A 19207-nucleotide genomic window follows, 5' to 3' on the forward strand; every position below is an offset into this window, starting at 1 on the left:
AATTGATAGGGTATTTTTTTTATATTTACTGCAAAAATAAAAAGATGAAATATTATTGTTTTCTCCTTTTCGTTCTGCTAAGTAATGTTGCCTTATTTGCTCAAAAAGATAGAAATATAGATCATCAAAGCATACTTTGGACACGTTATACTAATCAATTGCAATTAAATGGAAAATGGTCTTTGCATGCTGAATTTGACAATCGGTTTTTTATAAAACCCATGCAACAGAATTTATTTGTAATTCGAATACAAGGACGTTACAAACTCAGCAATCCTTTAGAAAGCGGCGCTGGCTTTGCCTACTTTTCTGTTGATACACAAGTCCCGGAAGTCGCTACTACTGTCAACATACCCGAGTACAGGGCCCAACAAGACATTACATGGAAACTAAACGTTAAACAAGTAACATTGCTGCAACGATTTCAAATAGAAGAGCGATTTATTCATAATGCGAACAAAGAAGAACTGTTGCCAGGAAGTACATTTTCATGGAGGTTCAGGTATCGGCTGCAAGCACAATATACTTTTTGGAGAAAAGAAAAAAAAATAGCCAAAGCAGTACTATCCGATGAAATCATGTTCAATTTCGGAAAAAAAATCATCAAAAACACTTTTGACCAAAACAGAATTTACATCGCTCTACAATATGGTTTTAACCCAAATATAGCATTAGAACTCGGTTACTTAAACAGCTATCAAAGACGAGCTAATGGAATAGATTATTTCAGTAGAGATATCATCCGATTTAGTATTTTTCACAAAATTAAAAAAAGGTCTAGACGGCTTTAAAACCCTTAAGTGATCAATAAAAAAAAATTATATTTATTTTAAATATTGATTATCAATATATTAACTAAATTTTTAGACTATACGACGTACCTTTAATTAAAAGATATAGCCATGAAAAATTTAGCAATTAAACTAGTGTGGTTTACCACCATTTATGTTTTTGTATTTGCCGGTTTATGTCAAACCAATGTTGCTTTACCAATATTAATGACTTTATATTGCATTGGTATACCATTAATCCTCTTTATGGTGTATACCGTTATAACCGACGATTACAAAACTACAAAAACATTCAAAGATTGGTACGGCGACAATCCTAGGGAAACTTTGCAAGACGAAAAAGAAGAAAGTTAATCTTTCGAATCTGTTTTAACCAAAAAAATCCCGATTGCTCGGGATTTTTGCTATTTTTCTCTGATATAAATATCAATAGGCACTCCTGAAAAGTCCCAGTTTTCTCTAATTTTATTTTCCAAATAACGTTTGTACGGTTCTTTTACATATTGTGGCATATTGGCAAAAAAGACAAACTGAGGTGTTGGAGTTGGCAACTGCATGCAATATTTAATTTTTACATATTTACCCTTCGTTGCCGGCGGCGGATATGCTTCAATCACTTTCAACATAAATTCGTTGAATTTTGAAGTCGTAATACGTTGTTGTCTGTTTTCAAAAACTTTTACGGTTGCTTCCAATGCTTTCAATAAACGCTGTTTTGTTAATGCAGAAACAAAAAGAATAGGCACATCCGTAAATGGCATTAATTCTTCTCTGATTTTAGCTTCATAATCACGAGTTGACATCGTTTCTTTTTCGACTAAATCCCATTTATTCACTAAAATCACAACGCCTTTACGGTTTTTCTCGGCCAACCAAAAAATACTTTGATCCTGACCTTCAAATCCACGTGTAGCATCAATAATCAAGATACAAATGTCAGCATGTTCAATGGCACGAACGGAACGCATTACCGAGTAAAACTCTAAATCTTCCTTCACTTTTGCTTTACGACGGATTCCCGCAGTATCCACTAAGTTGAATTCGAAACCAAAACGGTCAAATTTTGTATCTATAGAATCACGAGTTGTTCCCGCAATGTCCGTAACAATATATCGGTCTTTACCAATCAATGCATTGATAAAACTTGATTTTCCAGCATTAGGACGACCAACCACTGCAAAACGAGGCAATACCACTTCTTCCTGTGTTGGCTCTGGTTTTATAGGGAAAGCATCAATCAATGCATCCAATAAATCACCTGTTCCACTTCCAGAAATACTGGCAAAAGTATAATATTCTCCTAAACCAAGGTTATAAAACTCAATTGCATCTTTCTCACGCATCGCATTATCCACCTTATTTACAGCAAGTAAAACTGGCTTTGTCACTTTACGCAACAATCTCGCAACGGCATCATCCATTGGAGTAATCCCCTCTTCTACATCAACCACAAAAATAATTACATCAGCTTCATCAATGGCCAGTTCTACTTGTTTACGGATTTCTCCTTCAAAAACATCATCAGAACCACGCACATATCCGCCGGTATCAATTACAGAAAACTCTTTTCCGTTCCACTCGCTTTTACCATAGTTTCTATCACGGGTCACCCCCGATACTGAATCTACAATAGCTTCTCTTCTTTGTATCAGCCTATTAAAAAGGGTCGATTTCCCTACATTAGGTCTTCCTACTATCGCAACAATGTTATTCATAATATAAATTCAAATATTTTGCAAAGGTAGTGTTTAAAACCATGATTATCAATTTTTTTGATATATTAGCAAACCCTTATCCGTTTAACACTTATAAGTTTACTGCTATGGATTCTAATAATGAAATCAGACTGCGCTTACGGTTCTACAAAGATATTCCGCAAAACATAGATGCTTTGCGTGTTAAATTTGCTAATTATACCCATATTAAGTCCAAGGATTACTTCGTGAAAATTCGTGGTTATCACATTTGGTTAAACATAAAAGGACCCAAAAAAGCGTATTGGTCGCCTCATTTGCATATCGAAATGGAATCAAAAGACCAAAACGAAACGCACATCAGAGCACTATTTGGTCCTGATCCAACCTTATGGACACTTTTTATGTTCCTCCACTTTATAATTGCGGGAATCTTTTTGATTTTTTCGGGAATTGCTTATTCTAATTATATCTTGAAAAATTCCATCACATTCGATCTGGTCGTAATGGGATTAATGATTTTTGCGTGGTTATTACTCTATATCGTAGCCAAACAAATTCGAAGTAACGGGCACAACCAAATGAATGATCTGGAAAACTTATTTCTGGAAATTATCGAATCTTAGTTTTTATTTGGAGCAATTCCGGCTCTTCGCTATATCTTTTGTTGAATCCCGAAGTTTCGGGACTAAACAAAAGGATGCTGCTGCTATCTGGGCTAAAAAAAAATCAATATCAGAAATTGAATTCCAATATTGATTTTAAAAAAAGATCAGAAAAAATTACTGATTGTATCCAAAACGCTTTAACATATTAACGTTACTTCGCCAATTTTTATTTACTTTCACTACCAATTCGATATGAATTTGTTTTCCAAAAAACTTCTCTAAATCGACACGGGCTTCCATTCCTACTTTTTTCAAAGCAGCACCTTTATGCCCTATTATAATTCCTTTTTGGGTTTCGCGCTCCACCATAATTAAAGATCGAATTCTAATGATATTCTCATCTTCAAAAAACTCTTCGGTAACAATTTCTACCGCGTATGGGATTTCTTTGCTGTAATTTAATAATATTTTCTCGCGAATGGTTTCATTTACAAAGAAACGTTCCGGTTTGTCTGTCAATTGATCTTTTGGGTAATATGCAGGAGATTCTGGTAACAATTCAATGATTCGTCCAAACACTTCTGGAACATTAAAATTCTGCAAAGCTGATATTGGAAAAATCTCTGCATTGGGAACTTTCGCAGTCCAGAAAGCCACTTGCTCTTCCAGTTGTTCTTGGTTAGAATTATCTATTTTATTCAATAATAATAGAACAGGAATTGTAGCGTGAATGATTTTACTAAAAAACGCTTCGTCTTTCAAATCTTGTTCACCAATTTCTACCATATAAATTAAGATGTCAGCATCTTCAAAAGCCGACTTTACAAAATTCATCATCGATGCCTGCATTTCGTAGGCTGGCTTAATGATTCCCGGTGTATCAGATAAGATCAATTGAAAATCTTCCCCGTTTACAATTCCTAGAATTCTATGACGTGTTGTTTGTGCTTTTGATGTGATTATGGATAATCTTTCTCCTACAAAGGCATTCATTAATGTTGATTTACCAACATTTGGATTCCCGATGATGTTTACAAAACCTGCTTTATGTGACATTTCTATTATAATTTATTTTGCAAAGGTAGACATATCAAGTCAATAGATGAAATAAAACATTTTTTAAAATTTTTATTGGAAATACGGAAATTCGTTGTACATTTGCACCCGAAACAACGCGGGATAGAGCAGTAGGCAGCTCGTCGGGCTCATAACCCGAAGGTCACAGGTTCGAGTCCTGTTCCCGCTACTTAGGTATCCTTATTGAGATTACAAAACGCACATCGCGGGATAGAGCAGTAGGCAGCTCGTCGGGCTCATAACCCGAAGGTCACAGGTTCGAGTCCTGTTCCCGCTACTGAGAAAAACCCATCAATATTTTGATGGGTTTTTTCATTTTCAATAACTTCCTTAACCCATATAAACACTGAGATTAATTCAGAAATTCTATTCACTTTTTTGGTTAGATATTCCCTATTTTCTGCCCTCAAGGACAATCTTGTGGAAACACTAAATTTTGGATTATTATTCCTTAGTTACTTTCTTCGCTTCCCTGTTGTTTACCGCCAATTTACTTGAATACTTGCTTATTTGCTTACCAAAAAGTTCTACGATCCTTTTATCTGATATTTTGATTCCTATCGTTTAGATTTCCTTTGGTGGTAACTGCTACCAAATCTTGCTTTAACAAGGTCAAAATAAAGATGTTCAAATTTTCAGATTAAGCAGTTGGACCTATTTAATGTCATACTAAAAAATGAGTGAAATAATATTTAACATATAAGTCATATAAGAATTAAACCTTAAATGACCTTATGATTGTGATAGTTACATAAGGCTAACACAATCTAAACTTAAACTTACATGACTTATATGGCAAAAAAATGCAACATTGTTTTATCCTTATTACTTAGTTTGATAATTTTATAAGAAATTAAATTTTGAAATCAATTAAGAATTCTGAAATAGCCAACAGGTTAAAATCTTTCATGGCTTAAATGACTTAAAGCAAAAAATAAGTAAAGCACGCAAATCAACAAAAAAACCTGTGAAACAAGTCTCACAGGTTTTTTACCAACTACGTTTATTTAGAAAATAACCAAAAATCAACTAAATTCTGATTCGCTAAAATAGCTTGTTGTTTTACATTTGAAATTTAATCTTCTGAAACAATCGCTGAATTAACGCCGATACTGACATCCAGTAACACCGTAATTCCTTGCTCATTTAACATCGTCATATTCAATGTGTCCAATGCTGCCAAATCCCTAGATACGAAACCTACAAATTTGTTGTAAGAAATATTCATCTCTTTCAAATTTCTTAATTTCTCCAACTCAGATGGAATTTGTCCAATCATATTGTTATCAAACAAACTAAGGTTTTCTAGTGCAGTCATATTCTCTACATCACGACTTAATTGTCCCACAAGTTTATTACTATTAAGAAGTACTACTTTTATGGCTTTTAAGTTATAAAGTGAATTAGGAATCTCTCCTACAATTTCGTTATTGAACAGTGACAGTGTTTCTAATTGCTGTAAAGCCCCAATTTGCATTGGTATTTCACCAGAAAGTGTATTCATAAACAACTCTAAATCCTTCATATTACTCATCTCACAAATTGAAGATGGTATTGTTCCCGACAATTTATTGAAAGAAAGATCCAATACTTCTATTTCTTTTAATTTTCCAATTTCAGCTGGAATATTTCCTGATATTCGGTTTTTGTGTAAGTCTAATGCTTGCAGGCTAACTAAATTAACAATTTCAACTGGAATTTCCCCTACCAAATTATTATCGGGCAAACGTAATGAAATCACTTTATCATCTTGCACTACGACTCCATACCAAGTAGAAACCGGCGCTGATAAATTCCATTTTGTATGCCATTGGTTTCCATTTGTTAAGTGGTATAACTTAATCAAAGCATTTTTCTCCGACTGCGATACAGCAGCAAAAATCGAAAGAGAAAACAAAAGAGTCAAAAATAAAGTATATAGTTTTTTCATAGGGAATGTTTTTCTTTTACACACCTAAAACTACTTACATTACAGCTAATCAGCAAATAAAACCGACCAACTACATAACATTATATATTTAACAAGGTAATTTCTTTCAAAAAATACTTTTTCATAGATACATAGTTGCGGTTAAAATTTGTTTACTAAGCTCGAAACCAATCGTCTGTGTAGCGATTTTTCAATTATATGAACGCCAATTTTATAGTTGTTCTATAGCTCGTGCTAGGTCCAGATCCTTATCTGTTACACCACTTGCATCGTGAGTTGTTAATCTAATTGTAACCTTATTATACACATTGAATAATTCCGGGTGATGATCTCTTTTCTCTGCTATCACTCCTACCCTTACTATAAAACCCAAGGCTTGCGTAAAATCTAGGAACTTAAAATTTTTTTCGATCCCATTATTGATAAAAGTCCAGTCTTTTAGGTCTTTCAACAGGGGTTGCAATGATTCTTCTGAATAGGTTTTCATAATTTGTTTTTTTATTTATCTAAAGTTAGTTAATTTCGAGTCATACTGTGATACTTTAACTTTATTAACTAATTTTGCAAAAATATTGCTACCCAATTTGAATACAGTTTATTCCTTTACAATTTATAATTCAACAGCTCAACTTCCTACAAACTGGGATGATTTAGCAGTTTCAACCATTTTTTTATCCAAAAAATATCTGGAGGTTTTAGAGAAATCATCTCCTGATAACATGACCTGTCATTTCATAGGAATTTACGACGGCACTGCTTTAGTTGGGATTGCACTTTCTCAATTTTTGAATTTGAATTTACTTCAATCTTTTGGAGAACGTGACACATGGGTCAAAACTACAATACGAAATCTGATCTTCGGTAAATTTGCTTCTCACGTCTTAGTCATTGGCAACAATATGCTGACGGGCCAAAATTCATTTGCCTTTTCTAATTCAGTCAATCCAGCGAAAGCATTGCTAACACTTCGTGCAGCGACAACGCAATTAAAAAAAAATTTCAAGTCAACAGGTGTTACAATTCACATCACCACTTACAAAGATTTCAACCAAGAGGAAATTAAGGGTTTTGACATTCCGGAATTCAAAAAGGAATATCTATTCTCGACACAGCCCAACATGGTTTTTGCTATAAATGAAAATTGGAAATCAGAACAAGATTATATTGATTCCCTCTCTAAAAAATATAGAGATCAGTATAAAAGAGCTCGAAAAAAAGCAGTTGAAATAGAGAAAAAAAAATTACATCTCGATGATATTATTGCTTTAGAAGATACAATTTATGACTTGTATCTTCACGTTGCTACAAATGCGCCTTTTAATACCTTTTTTCTACCAAAAAATCATTTTAGAATTTTCAAAGAGATTTTTAAGGACAAATTCCTTTTTTATGGCTATTTTATTGATGGTAAACTTATTGGATTTAATACTTTAATAAAAAACGGCAAAGTTATGGATACTTATTTCCTTGGGTACGATGATAGTATTCAACGTGAAAAAATGCTCTATCTCAATATGTTGTACGACATGATCGCATACTCAATAAATAAAAATTTTAAAGAGATTATCTTTGCAAGGACAGCATTAGAAATAAAAAGTTCCGTAGGCGCAAAACCAATAAAAATGTATGGATTGATGACTCATAGTTCCCGTTTAGTGAATATATTTCTCCCAAGGATTTTCAAATACTTAGAACCGGAAACAGTCTGGCAGCAACGCAATCCCTTTAAATAATCTCACTTTCTGGGTTGGGAACCGCCACTTTCAGTTGTTTGGGTAAAATTTCAATACTCAGTTTGGTTTCTTTATCGCAATATTCACCATCAATTTGAAAACTAACGGGAATATTAGTAGTGACAAAAGCTTTTTCCGTTGAAATAATTTCTACATCATTGACATCAATAGGCATATTTCCAGTTATAATCTTGCCAAGCACTACTAAATCCATGTTTTTTAGGATTACCAATTCAAACTTACCATCGTTCATCACGCCATTTGGATTTATCGACACTCCTGTGCCATACTTTTGCGAGTTCGCAATGACAATCATTCTTGCCTCACACTGAACTGTTGGGAAATTTCCGGTAATGGTAACAACAAATGGATCTTCTAAATCAATCAATGTAGATATTGTTTGTAAGGCATATCCCCATTTGCCACGAATACTGCTGTTCTCATAATTTTTAATCATTTCTGCGTTGACACCCAAGTCACTTAAATGGATACTTTTTTTACCATTAATTGAAATCATGTCTATTTCCATGTAATCGTTGTGAAAAGCAATTTCTAAATTCTCTTCAATTTCAAGGGGCAAATTTAAGTCTACTGCCAAACCATTAGCAGAACCAGCGGGCAGAATACCAATTATAACATCATGTTCTTCCATGGCTTCGGCGACCATTTTGATTGTTCCATCTCCTCCGGCAACAATAATTCGTTTGGGGAGGTACGTATCGTACAAAACTTTTATGTTGTCCACATCAGTAATTCCAGAAGTGCTATAAATCACAAGATTCAAGTTTTCCTTTTCAGCAAAAGCAGTCGCAGCCTCAATAAGTTCTGACTTATTTACGCCACCAGAGATAGGATTTACGACCAACATGATATTCTTTTTCAAAATTTTTCTTCTTTTATTGATTAAAAACTATTAAATTCCACCGCTATCAAAAGTAGTACAATATATGAAACCAATTTTAAAATTATACCGAGGCTATGCAAATGAACAAGAATTAATTGTCATGGGCCATGTTTTCAAACCAACAACGCTTGAAGAATATAATTTTCAAAAAAAGAACCTAAAAAATGCCACTTCTGTTATCAAAATGTTTCAAATAAAAACACAATCTAATGCAGATGTTTACTTGAAATACAATAATTCCAAAATTCATACCAAAACACTAAATGATGGTTATTTTAAGTTTTGTGTTCCACTAGATCAGGACACTAATTATGGCTGGAATGATTATGAAGTAAGTATTGTGTATAAAAATGGAACGATTACCACTAAGGATAGTTACATTCGACCACACAAAGGGAATCTTGGAATCATATCTGATATTGACGACACTTTTTTAGTATCCTACACGCTGAATCCGTTGAAAAAATTGTATGTTTTGTTATTTAAAAATATCAATAAAAGAAAAATATATGATGATGTAGTGACCCATTATCAAGCTTTAAGTTCTGCAGGAAGGACAAATAATGATGAATTAAATGCTTTTTTTTATGTTTCCAGTAGCGAATGGAATTTGTACCGTTTTATTATAAAATTCACTGAGCTTCACAAATTACCCAAAGCCGTTTTATTATTAAAAGATATTAAGACAAGTCTTACTGACTTTTTTATGACCGGAAGTGGCAATCACAATCACAAATTTGACAAGATAAAACATATTTTAGAATTTTATCCCAATTTAGAATATGTGCTTCTTGGTGATGATTCGCAACACGATCCGTATTTATATGAAGCGATCTGCAAAATTTTTCCCGTTACCGTAAAAGCGGTTTATATCCGACAAACCGGCTCATCTAAAAAAGAAAAAATAATTACGGTAATGAAAAATTTAGAAACCTTGAAAGTTTCAATCTGTTATTTCAAAGATAGCAGTGAAGCTATTGCACATTCTAAATCAATTGGAATTATCCTATAAAAAAAGAGTTCCGTAAAGGAACTCTCATTTTTTATAAATTGTCTATTTCTTCCTGAACATGTTCCCAATCTAAGAGAAATTTATCCAACTCCGCTTTTTTCTTGTTGTAAGCCATAAAAAACTTAGCATCCTCAACATGCTTATCATAATTAGAAGCTAACATCTTATCATCCTGCTGAATTTCACGTTCTAATTGTTTGATTTGACTTTCTACTTTACTCAATTTGTTTTGCAAAGCTTTTCCCTTCTTCTGATCTTCGTAAGAGGCTTTGTTGCTCTCTTTAGGTGCCGCTGCCTTGGCAGCATCTTTTTTCTCTACTTCACGCATGTTTTCAAGATTGCGTTGTTCTAAGAAATAGTTTATGTCACCTAAATATTCCTTTATTTTCTGATCTTTAAATTCATACACTAAATTAGACATTCCTTGCAAGAAATCTCTATCGTGAGAAACTAACAATAAAGTACCATTAAATTTTTGAAGGGCCGCTTTCAAAACATTCTTAGACTTTATGTCTAAGTGATTGGTAGGCTCATCCATCAGCAAAACATTAATGGGTTGCAATAACAGTTTGCATAAAGCCAAACGGTTTCTCTCGCCACCAGAAAGAACTTTTACCTTTTTCTCAACATCATCGCCTCGAAATAAGAAAGAGCCTAGCATATCGCGTACTTTCATACGATTAGTATCTGCTGCTGCATCTTCCATGGTTTGCAGTAATGTAATTTCACCATCCAGATATTCTGCTTGATTTTGCGCAAAATAACCCAGTTGTACATTATGACCCAACTTAATATTTCCTTGGTATTCAAATTCGTCAACAATAGCCTTGATAAAAGTCGATTTTCCTTGACCATTTTGTCCAACAAAAGCAATCTTGCTTCCACGCTCCACTAACAAATTGATATCTTTCAAAATTGTAGTTTCACCGTAGCTTTTAGTCACATTTTCAGCTTCAATTACCACTCTTCCTGGCTCTTTTGATACTGGAAAAGAAATATTCATCACTGAGTTATCATCTTCATCAACTTCAATTCGTTCTATTTTGTCGAGTTTTTTAATCATCGATTGCGCCATAGAAGCTTTAGAGGCTTTGGCACGAAATTTTTCGATTAATTTTTCCGTTTCTTCAATTTTTTTTGTTTGGTTTTTTTGCGTTGCCAATTGCTTTTCACGAATTTCGTGACGTAATTCTAAATACTGAGAATACGGTTTATTAAAATCGTACGCTTTGCCAAGAGAAATTTCAATTGTTCTGTTTGTTACATTATCCAAAAACATTTTATCGTGCGAAACAATAACCACTACTCCCGAATAATTACGCAAGAAGCTTTCTAACCAAATAATACTTTCTATATCTAGGTGATTTGTGGGCTCATCCAGTAACAACACATCATTAGCTTGCAATAGTAATTTGGCTAATTCAATACGCATGCGCCATCCACCGGAAAATGTCTCGGTTTGATTGTCAAACACTTCTCTTTTAAAACCCAAACCTAGCAAAATTTTCTCAGTATCACCAACATAATTATACCCCCCTAATAATTCAAAACGATGGGTATTCTCAGATAAATCTTCAATTATTTGGCTGTATTCCTCACTTTCATAATCGGTACGAGTCACTAAAAGGTGATTGATTTCTTCTAGCTTCTTTTCAACAATTTTAATTTCAGTAAAAGCTTCGTATGCTTCCTCTAAAACTGTTCTTCCTTGTTCAAAATCAATATCCTGACGCAAAAACCCCATTCGGATATCTTTCTCTTGAGATATGACACCTGAATCAGGAGCAAAATCTCTAGCCAACATTTTAAGCATAGTCGATTTTCCCGCTCCATTCTTGCCAACAAGACCCACACGGTCTCCTGCTCCCAGACGAAAGGTAACTTCTTCAAACAAATAAGAACCACCAAATGAAACGGATAAATTGTGTATATTAAGCATGTATTGTGATTTTATTCCTTTTCGAATGTGTAAATTTGTAACTCCAAAAAAGGAAAAATTAAATTTTTTGCAAATGTTAAAAAAAGGATCCAAATTATATAGCATTTTAACAGGAACTTGTCCTAAATGTCAGAATGAAAGTATGTATTTCGATAAAAATCCACTTCATCTAAACAAAATATTGAAAATGCACGAAAATTGCAGCCATTGCGGTTTAAAATACCAGATTGAACCTTCCTTTTTTTATGGTGCCATGTATGTTAGCTACGGATTAAATGTCAGCATCGGAATTGCCGCATTCATAACTTCTTTCGTAATCTTCGACTCTAGTCTAAAAGTTGCATTTATTTCGATAATTGCATCATTAGTTATTTTATTCCCATTTGTTTTGAGATGGTCAAGGAACATTTATATCAATATGTTTGTTTCATACAACCCAAAACTAAATAAAAAATAATCCTATCTATTTCCTTTAGGTAGAAATCGATTGATATTAATTGCAGTATCTAAAGGAATTTGATTTTCTATAAGGTCAAATAAAGCGTTTGCCATTGCTGGACCTAACATCACACCTCGAGTTCCCAATCCATTCAAAATATGAATTAAATCGTGATCCTGATGAGTTCCTACTAAAGGGCGTCTATCTTTAACTGTTGGTCGCACCCCTGCAAAATGCTCTACGATTTCAAAGTTGCAAGTAATAATTTCTTGTATCCTTGCCACCAATTCTATTTTCCCTTCTTCAGTAGGCAAATCTGTTTTATCTTTCCAATTATAGGTAGCACCAACTTTGAATAAGTCATTGCCTAAAGGCAAAATAAACACGCTGGTATTCACAATTACGCTTAAATCTAACTCAGGGGCTTTAATTATAAAAAGTTCGCCCTTGGTGCCGTCTAATGGCAAATAATTGAAATAGGGATTCAAATGCATCCCAAAACCTTCTGCAAATACAATATGTTTAGCCCGAATACCTTTATAAATAACATGATCATCTTCTATTTGCAAAATGCTGTAGTCAAATGATTCTTCCATAAAAAGTTTTTCTTGCTTCAAATAGCTCCTATATTCTTGCAGCAAGGAGGCAGTATCCACATAACCTGTTTGCAAAACTTCTCCATATCCAAAAGGAGAATCTATCCCAGAAAATTTATCGTATATTAATTTAGTTGATAAAAATGGAGCAAGTCCTGCTTTATCGGAAGCCGAAAACCAATTATTTTGTTCTTCTACAGAGAAAAACTTTCTAAAAATTGGTCTTTTGTAATCTACTTTACATTTCAGTTTTTCTTCTAATACAGTATAAAACTCGTTCATCAAAACTAACTGCTCTTGTGCTTTCCAAACTTCGCTAAAGCGTTTAAGGATTACCGGATTATACAACCCACCGGCAATCTTGGAAGAATTTTGAGAATTATTATCTAAAACAAGAATAGATTTATCATTTCGCAAAGCAACCTCTGCAAACGAAATACCTGCTAAACCAGAACCAACAATTAAAAAATCAATCATCCAAAAAATCAATTAAAACCTATTACAAAAAGAGCCTTTAAAAACAAAAAAAACTCTTACCACTACAGTAAGAGTTTTGCTAGCTAATATAAATGAAATTAATAATTCCACATATCAGATTCGAAATTGCGAATTTTTTCTTTCACTCGTTCCGATTCTAATAATTGATTCTGAGCATTATCTTTCATATATTCTTCAATGGACCTGTCACCATAAACATTTTCTTCTCTGTAAATAACACTACTAAAACGTCTTGAATTTAAGATTTGATCAAACGAAATAGGCATTGCTGAGTTCTTTTCGTTAAAAGCTTTCGCATCGTGTAAAACATCTCTTGCTGCTGGAAAAAATACCCAAAACAATTCAATATAATCCTTTTGATCGCTGTTCATCGTATAAACATCTGGAGTCACAGGACAAATACCCAATAATCGATACTTTAATTCACTCTGACGTTTATCAAAATACCAATACCCTTTAATCTTATACTGTGTTACATCTTGCGCTGATAAATCTTGTCTTAAAATGTACTCTTCTGAAATTTGATTCCCCGCATTTATTTGTTCTCTACCAGCGTCAGTTGTATCAACTCGGCTAAGCGAAGCTTGAATGTCTTGCAAAGATTTTTTGGTGTTAAAATAACTATCCGTATACACCTCAGTCAATTCGCCACTTTTCATTGCCTTAGTTAATACATCATACAAAGACCTTCTATCTGAACCAATATTTGCTGTATCAATTGGAAAATACAGTGAAAAATTTACCTTTTCGTTCAAATCGATTATTTCCCATACTGTCTTACCCATCAAAACATCTCGATCATGCACATATCCATAAGACAAGGGCGTATCATTATCTGAAATTAATTGTGCTGCAGATTTAAGACCTATTTCATCTGGAGTTTTTGCATTCAGCAAATTAGATTGTGCAACCGAAGCAAGACTTCCTGTAAAACAAACGATGGCGACTAAAAAATTTCTTACATTCATCATAGTATCATTATAAGATATTAAAGTAGGTTGACATACAGCCGTACTTATTATTGTATTTCAAAAATTACCGGAGCAGTTCGTGGCAATAAATAATTACCTGCACCAACAAGTTTGGTTTTGATCTCAGAAATTGTCACCTGATCGCCTCTACCTGCTTTTGACAAAACGGCTTTGCATTGTGCATTTAATCGGTTTCCTGAAACAACAATTGTAGGCTGTCCAGTCACTTTTAAATTAAAACCAACTACATTTAAACCAACCTCAAAATCAAAGTCTTCTAGTTGAGCTCCAATAGTTGCAATTTCAAGATTTGATTTAGGTCCTTTAACAACTCCTGTTTCTCCTCTAATAGTTCCTGTTGGACCTGGTATTCCTTTTATTCTGAATGCTCTTTTATCAACAACTGACTTTCCATCAGCCATTTTTCCTACTACACTTATGACAACTTGATTTCCAGATTGCGGGCTCATAGTATATTTTCCCTGACCTGCTGCTTTAGACAAACCAGGAGCTGAAGCACTAACATTTGCATCCGGCACTCCTGCAAAAGAAATTGTCATCGGATTTACAACACCTCTATAAACAACGTTCATTTTATCTGCAGAAATCGTTGCAGATACAGGACGAGATACTACAACATATTTCCCTTGAAATTTAAGCGGAATATTTTTACCATCTTCCAGAAAAGTAAATTGTCCGTTTATGGTTTGTTCTCCTACACTACCTGCTGTCATTGAAATAACGGCTTGACCGTTTACAATTTTTCCAGGACCAGAAAATGAGGTAGGTTTAGTATTTTCATCATATCGTCCTAAAACAACTTTACCCGTAATTTGCTCCCCTTGAAAATAAGCACTTTTATCAAGTACGACAATGGCTTGATAATTACTGTATGATGCGGCAGCAACAGCCGCTTTACCTAACAACGTATTATAAACATCTGTTTCCGCTTTTTGGACATCGTTCTGCCACGCTGATAACTTTGCTAATGACGCTACAGCCGGAAAACCTTTAAAATGATAATCTAAATAAGCTACTGCGATACCATCTTTATTTTTAACATCAGTCAAATCAAATTTTGTATCAACTTCAGACAGAATTGCAGAGAGCTTTTTATTGCTTCCCAAAGCCAATTTCATATCTGCTTTATACTTTTCAATTGCTGAAATAACTTCGTTACCTTTAGCTGAATATCCTGCAGGACTGAACCATAAGTTATCAATATTATCTGCTTTGTCCATCTCTTCATAAGGCAATTTACCTGTTTCAGGATCCACATCAGTTCCTACTAAAACTTCAGATTTTATTTTTCCAATATAATCAAAAAAGTTTTTCGTTATTGTCTCTACTTTGTGTGCCGTTGCTGATGCAGCGGTAAACTCACCACCTGCTTCTGCGGCTTTTGCATCTAAACCAGCTAACATCTGACTGTTAGATTGTTGCGCTGCGACGTTTGAACCTTCAAATTTTTCATTCATCAATCCAAAAGCAGACAATACTTCTTTGGACATATTTAATGCTAACATTGCGATAAAAACCAAGTACATTAGGTTAATCATCTTCTGTCTGGGGGTTAGTTTTCCTCCTGCCATATTTTCTAAATAATTAGTTTAATATTTTTTTATAGTTTGAAACTAATTATCCTTTATTATTCATTGCAGAAAGCATTCCACCATATACACTATTTAAAGAGGACAGGTTAGAAGTCAAAGACTGCATTTGATCTTTTAATTTTAGATTATTTTCAGCAACTTCTTCGTTAATTTGAGCATTTCTAGAAGCGCTTTGTAATTGAATTTTATATAGACTGTTCAAAGACTCCATTTGGGCTGCCGCCAAAGTTAATTCTTCACTGTATTTTTTAGTTGATGCAATAGAATCTACTGTTGGGGCAATACCTTTAGCTGCAGATTCAAAATTTTTGATGCTGTTTCCTAAACTCGCCATTAGTTCCCCATCAATTTTGGCATCTTTCAACATCACATCTAATTTTTGAGACAACAAGCCTTGTGCATCTGAAGGTGCCTCTACTTTTTTAGCCATTGGTTTGGGTTGACCATTAGCTAATTCAGGATATACTAAAGTCCAATCCAAGTCGTCATCAACTGGTTCAAAAGCAGAAAGAGCAAAAATTGCTGCTTCAACAACAAGACCAATTGTTAGCATCCGATTACCAGTAATTGGACCAAATTCAATGTGGGTAATTTTGAATAATGCGCCTATAATTACTACAGCAGCTCCCATACCGTATGCGAAATTCATTGCTTTTTTGCTTAATAATGCCATAATACTGTTTTTGAAAAGTTAATTGATTTGGTTTTTTTTGTTATCTTTTTTTTCCGATTCCGGTAGTTTGAACTCCCATATAGTCCTGTACGGTTCTAAAACCAATATAACTTCGTGCTGAATCAGCGTATTCATAGTCTCTTGTCCCCACTTGCAAAAAGTAAGAAACATCTTTCCAAGAACCGCCACGAAGTACTTTACGTTTATTTGAAGCATCTAGTACATTTGGATTCATTGAAGATACATATTCATACGCATTAGGATCGTAAGAAGAGTCAGTCCATTCCGAAACATTTCCTGCCATGTTATACAAATTATAACCATTTGGCTCATACGATTTTGCTTCAACAGTGTATAACGCTTCATCCGCGGCATAATCACCTCTATTGGGCTTGAAATTAGCTAAGAAACAGCCTCTATCATTTTTAGTATATGGTCCTCCCCAAGGATAAGTAGCAGACTCTAAACCACCTCTTGCTGAATATTCCCATTCTGCTTCAGTTGGTAATCGGAAAGAATTGATTAAATCTTGTCCTTTCTTTTTTGATTTTACGTAGCTGTTTTTATTTAAAGTTCTCCAGGCACAAAATGCTTTAGCTTGAGTCCACTTTACCCCAACCACAGGATAATCTCCGTAGGCTTTGTGCCAAAAATAATCATTGTGCATTGGCTCATTGTAAGAATAGGCAAAGTCTTTAATCCAAACAGTAGTATCGGGATATACGTTTACTTCTTCGGTTTTGATAAAATCTTTTCGTCTTCCGACTTTTGCTTTGGCAGCAGCCTGAATATCCATCCAAGAATAACGGAATTTCAATTTGTTAACATCAATAGTTCTTAAACCATTGTATGATTCTTCTATAGGCAAGTACATAGAATCCATTACCTCAGCATAATATTCATCTGGATACAACTTTGTATCTTTGATCAATTTTACTTTTTTATTTAGCTTTCTCCCTGCATAAGGATCATCAGCCGTTCCTATGCTGTAATAATTATCATACATGTACTTGTCATAAGCCGTCATTTTTTCTGGATCAGAATCATTGAATGCAAAATCACCTATACTGCCCGCGTTTTTGCCTTTACCAGTTGCGGCATCAGCAGTCATTCCGCTCATGTCAGCCATAATTGCTAATCTCACTCTCATTGTAGAGTCTTTTACCCACTCTACAAATTGACGATATTCGCTATTGGTTATTTCTGTTTCATCCATATAAAAAGAACGAACCGTAACAGTTTTAGTTGGAGCATCTTCAACATTAGCTATATCAGCATCTGATTTACCCATTATAAATGCACCACCTGGGATCAAGGCCATCCCATAAGGCTTTTCAGGATGCCATTTTCCTCCATTAATACCAACTAATTCTCCTCTGTCGCTCGATTTACTACAGCCAATTAAAAGGGTCAAAATTGACGTAAATGCAATGAACTTCTTCATATAAATTTGGTTATAAATTCATTATTTTTAAGGGTGTAAACCTATTTATTATTTTCTTAAAAAGCAATTTTTTTAAACTAAACAACCTCTATTTTATAAAAAAATAATAAATAAGTAAAAAATTATCCTAAATGACATTTTTTCTCTGTGCTTTCCACCATCTTTCGGGTAGTTCCTGATTGCAAGCCATTAAATATTCTTCATAAGAACATGGTAATAACGTGTTTCTTTTTAATTTATTATTACCATTTGATATAAATGGAATTTCTATCCACCATCGGTCCGTTTTGTCACTTTTAAAAAAAACAAGATCTTGCTCTTCCATTGGAACGATATACTTTAGGTAGTTTTCTTTGCTTCCAAAAGGGTACTCGTGCGAGCGGTAATGAAACCCTTCGATAAAATACCAAATGATTTGCGCTATGACTACTGCTTCTTGTGCAGAATTATTATGATTAAAAATTCCTAATGCAGAAACTTTATCACTTATTCCAGCATATCTGGATAGTGAGCAAATTTCCTTCCCGTTAAATCCATTGGGTGCAAAGGAAATAAAATTGCCAGAATCAGATGATTTTATGGAATTTAGATCAATACTAACCAAATCAGCATCTCTAAAAACAGGTTCGGATATGGAAATAGTATTTGAAACTTCTCCTAAGCGATAGGCATCAAAAAACAATTTCTCTACTAAATCAATTTCTTCCTGTGAATTAAAATAGGTTTGGTACCCAATATTGCAATAGTTAAATAAATTATTAGGCTCATCAATAATTATTTTTGTCAAATAGGAAGAGGCCGAAACCTGCTCATTTTCCTTTCCAAAGTCGAATTTATTATCAATAGAAACCAAATTGACCATTTGCTCTAAATCATCATACGCTCTGTAAAGCGCGTAAGTAAGATCCTGAGAACCACCTAGAACTATAGGAATAATCTTTTTTTTAATTAAACTTGCTGTGACTTTTTTCAGGGCAAAGTACGTGTCTTCTGCAGAGTTTCCTGCAGGAAGATCCCCTAAATCAGCGATAGATGCATCCCAGTTTCCAGGAAACAAGCCGTATAATTCTTTCCTAACCGGCACTAAATCAACAGCTGACATCTCAGAGCCATTGCCACGGTTTTCTAGAACCCCTATTACGGCAATTTGAATTTTGTTCAAATCAGGGAATTGTTCCAAAGTGTGCAATACAATTTTACTACCCAATTGCTGGGAAGTTAATCCATTTATGTATTCGAGGATTTCATTGTCAACGGGCTTAAGAAAATCAAATTCCATTTTTAT

General features: G+C 34.0%; 18 protein-coding genes and 2 tRNA genes. 8 read left to right on the plus strand and 12 right to left on the minus strand.

Features of this window, described 5'->3' with window-relative positions; genetic code table 11:
* Positions 1-44: 44 nt before the first annotated feature.
* Complete coding sequence (locus ACEN2F_RS03265) at positions 45-791, plus strand: DUF2490 domain-containing protein (RefSeq protein WP_441736023.1); 747 nt, start codon at positions 45-47, stop codon at positions 789-791.
* A 111-nt stretch (positions 792-902) separates the two neighbouring features.
* A complete protein-coding gene (locus ACEN2F_RS03270; RefSeq protein WP_441736025.1) occupies positions 903-1145 on the plus strand; it encodes a hypothetical protein in 243 nt (80 codons plus the stop codon).
* A 50-nt stretch (positions 1146-1195) separates the two neighbouring features.
* Here the strand turns inward: ACEN2F_RS03270 and der are convergent, their stop codons facing one another.
* Positions 1196-2506, minus strand: coding sequence for a ribosome biogenesis GTPase Der (der, locus tag ACEN2F_RS03275; protein ID WP_441736027.1), 1311 nt, complete (start codon positions 2504-2506; stop codon positions 1196-1198).
* A gap of 41 nt (positions 2507-2547) precedes the next feature.
* Here der and ACEN2F_RS03280 point away from each other — a divergent pair, with 41 nt between their 5' ends.
* Complete coding sequence (locus ACEN2F_RS03280; protein ID WP_441736029.1) at positions 2548-3111, plus strand: hypothetical protein; 564 nt, start codon at positions 2548-2550, stop codon at positions 3109-3111.
* Positions 3112-3267: 156 nt separating this feature from the next.
* Here ACEN2F_RS03280 and era read toward each other — a convergent pair whose 3' ends face one another.
* Positions 3268-4149 carry a GTPase Era gene (era, locus tag ACEN2F_RS03285; protein WP_441736032.1) on the minus strand — a complete coding sequence of 294 codons (882 nt, stop codon included), beginning with the start codon at positions 4147-4149 and terminating at the stop codon, positions 3268-3270.
* Positions 4150-4266: 117 nt separating this feature from the next.
* On the opposite strand from era, the gene ACEN2F_RS03290 reads away from it, so the two are divergent.
* Both ACEN2F_RS03290 and ACEN2F_RS03295 read left to right on the plus strand, forming a co-directional pair.
* Positions 4267-4339 (plus strand) — tRNA-Met (locus ACEN2F_RS03290).
* A gap of 35 nt (positions 4340-4374) precedes the next feature.
* Positions 4375-4447, plus strand: a tRNA-Met gene (locus ACEN2F_RS03295).
* A 798-nt stretch (positions 4448-5245) separates the two neighbouring features.
* Here the strand turns inward: ACEN2F_RS03295 and ACEN2F_RS03300 are convergent.
* Positions 5246-6100, minus strand: coding sequence for a leucine-rich repeat domain-containing protein (locus ACEN2F_RS03300; RefSeq protein WP_441736034.1), 855 nt, complete (start codon positions 6098-6100; stop codon positions 5246-5248).
* Between the two features lie 211 nt (positions 6101-6311).
* Positions 6312-6587, minus strand: coding sequence for a 4a-hydroxytetrahydrobiopterin dehydratase (locus ACEN2F_RS03305; RefSeq protein ID WP_441736037.1), 276 nt, complete (start codon positions 6585-6587; stop codon positions 6312-6314).
* Positions 6588-6684: 97 nt separating this feature from the next.
* Between ACEN2F_RS03305 and ACEN2F_RS03310 the strand changes: the two genes are divergently transcribed.
* On the plus strand, positions 6685-7833 hold the full coding sequence (locus ACEN2F_RS03310) for an 8-amino-7-oxononanoate synthase (protein ID WP_441736039.1): 1149 nt from the start codon (positions 6685-6687) through the stop codon (positions 7831-7833).
* Here the strand turns inward: ACEN2F_RS03310 and ACEN2F_RS03315 are convergent.
* Positions 7826-8716 (minus strand): diacylglycerol/lipid kinase family protein, encoded by an 891-nt coding sequence (locus ACEN2F_RS03315; protein WP_441736041.1) that lies wholly within the window; start codon positions 8714-8716, stop codon positions 7826-7828. The two genes, ACEN2F_RS03310 and ACEN2F_RS03315, sit on opposite strands and share 8 nt — an antisense overlap.
* Positions 8717-8780: 64 nt before the next feature.
* Between ACEN2F_RS03315 and ACEN2F_RS03320 the strand changes: the two genes are divergently transcribed.
* Positions 8781-9749, plus strand: coding sequence for an App1 family protein (locus tag ACEN2F_RS03320; protein ID WP_441736044.1), 969 nt, complete (start codon positions 8781-8783; stop codon positions 9747-9749).
* A 31-nt stretch (positions 9750-9780) separates the two neighbouring features.
* Here the strand turns inward: ACEN2F_RS03320 and ACEN2F_RS03325 are convergent, their stop codons facing one another.
* Positions 9781-11688, minus strand: coding sequence for an ABC-F family ATP-binding cassette domain-containing protein (locus ACEN2F_RS03325; protein ID WP_441736046.1), 1908 nt, complete (start codon positions 11686-11688; stop codon positions 9781-9783).
* Between the two features lie 73 nt (positions 11689-11761).
* Here ACEN2F_RS03325 and ACEN2F_RS03330 point away from each other — a divergent pair, with 73 nt between their 5' ends.
* A complete protein-coding gene (locus ACEN2F_RS03330) occupies positions 11762-12145 on the plus strand; it encodes a DUF983 domain-containing protein (protein WP_441736049.1) in 384 nt (127 codons plus the stop codon).
* Positions 12146-12147: 2 nt separating this feature from the next.
* On the opposite strand, the gene ACEN2F_RS03335 is transcribed toward ACEN2F_RS03330, so the two are convergent.
* The 6 genes from ACEN2F_RS03335 to ACEN2F_RS03360 form a co-directional block, all read right to left on the minus strand.
* Complete coding sequence (locus ACEN2F_RS03335; RefSeq protein WP_441736052.1) at positions 12148-13200, minus strand: NAD(P)/FAD-dependent oxidoreductase; 1053 nt, start codon at positions 13198-13200, stop codon at positions 12148-12150.
* 98 nt (positions 13201-13298) lie between these two features.
* The gene (gldN, locus tag ACEN2F_RS03340; protein ID WP_441736823.1) at positions 13299-14189 is read right to left on the minus strand and encodes a gliding motility protein GldN; all 891 of its coding nucleotides are present in this window, start codon (positions 14187-14189) and stop codon (positions 13299-13301) included.
* A 50-nt stretch (positions 14190-14239) separates the two neighbouring features.
* Positions 14240-15784, minus strand: a complete 1545-nt coding sequence (gene gldM / locus ACEN2F_RS03345; protein WP_441736055.1) for a gliding motility protein GldM — start codon at positions 15782-15784, stop codon at positions 14240-14242.
* Between the two features lie 46 nt (positions 15785-15830).
* Positions 15831-16478 (minus strand): gliding motility protein GldL, encoded by a 648-nt coding sequence (gene gldL / locus ACEN2F_RS03350; RefSeq protein WP_441736058.1) that lies wholly within the window; start codon positions 16476-16478, stop codon positions 15831-15833.
* 40 nt (positions 16479-16518) lie between these two features.
* Positions 16519-17922, minus strand: coding sequence for a gliding motility lipoprotein GldK (gldK, locus tag ACEN2F_RS03355; protein ID WP_441736061.1), 1404 nt, complete (start codon positions 17920-17922; stop codon positions 16519-16521).
* 127 nt (positions 17923-18049) lie between these two features.
* Positions 18050-19201 carry a formimidoylglutamase gene (locus ACEN2F_RS03360; protein WP_441736063.1) on the minus strand — a complete coding sequence of 384 codons (1152 nt, stop codon included), beginning with the start codon at positions 19199-19201 and terminating at the stop codon, positions 18050-18052.
* Positions 19202-19207: the final 6 nt, after the last annotated feature.

This window comes from Flavobacterium sp. W20_MBD1_R3 (assembly GCF_052119725.1).
Taxonomy (GTDB): Bacteria; Bacteroidota; Bacteroidia; order Flavobacteriales; family Flavobacteriaceae; genus Flavobacterium.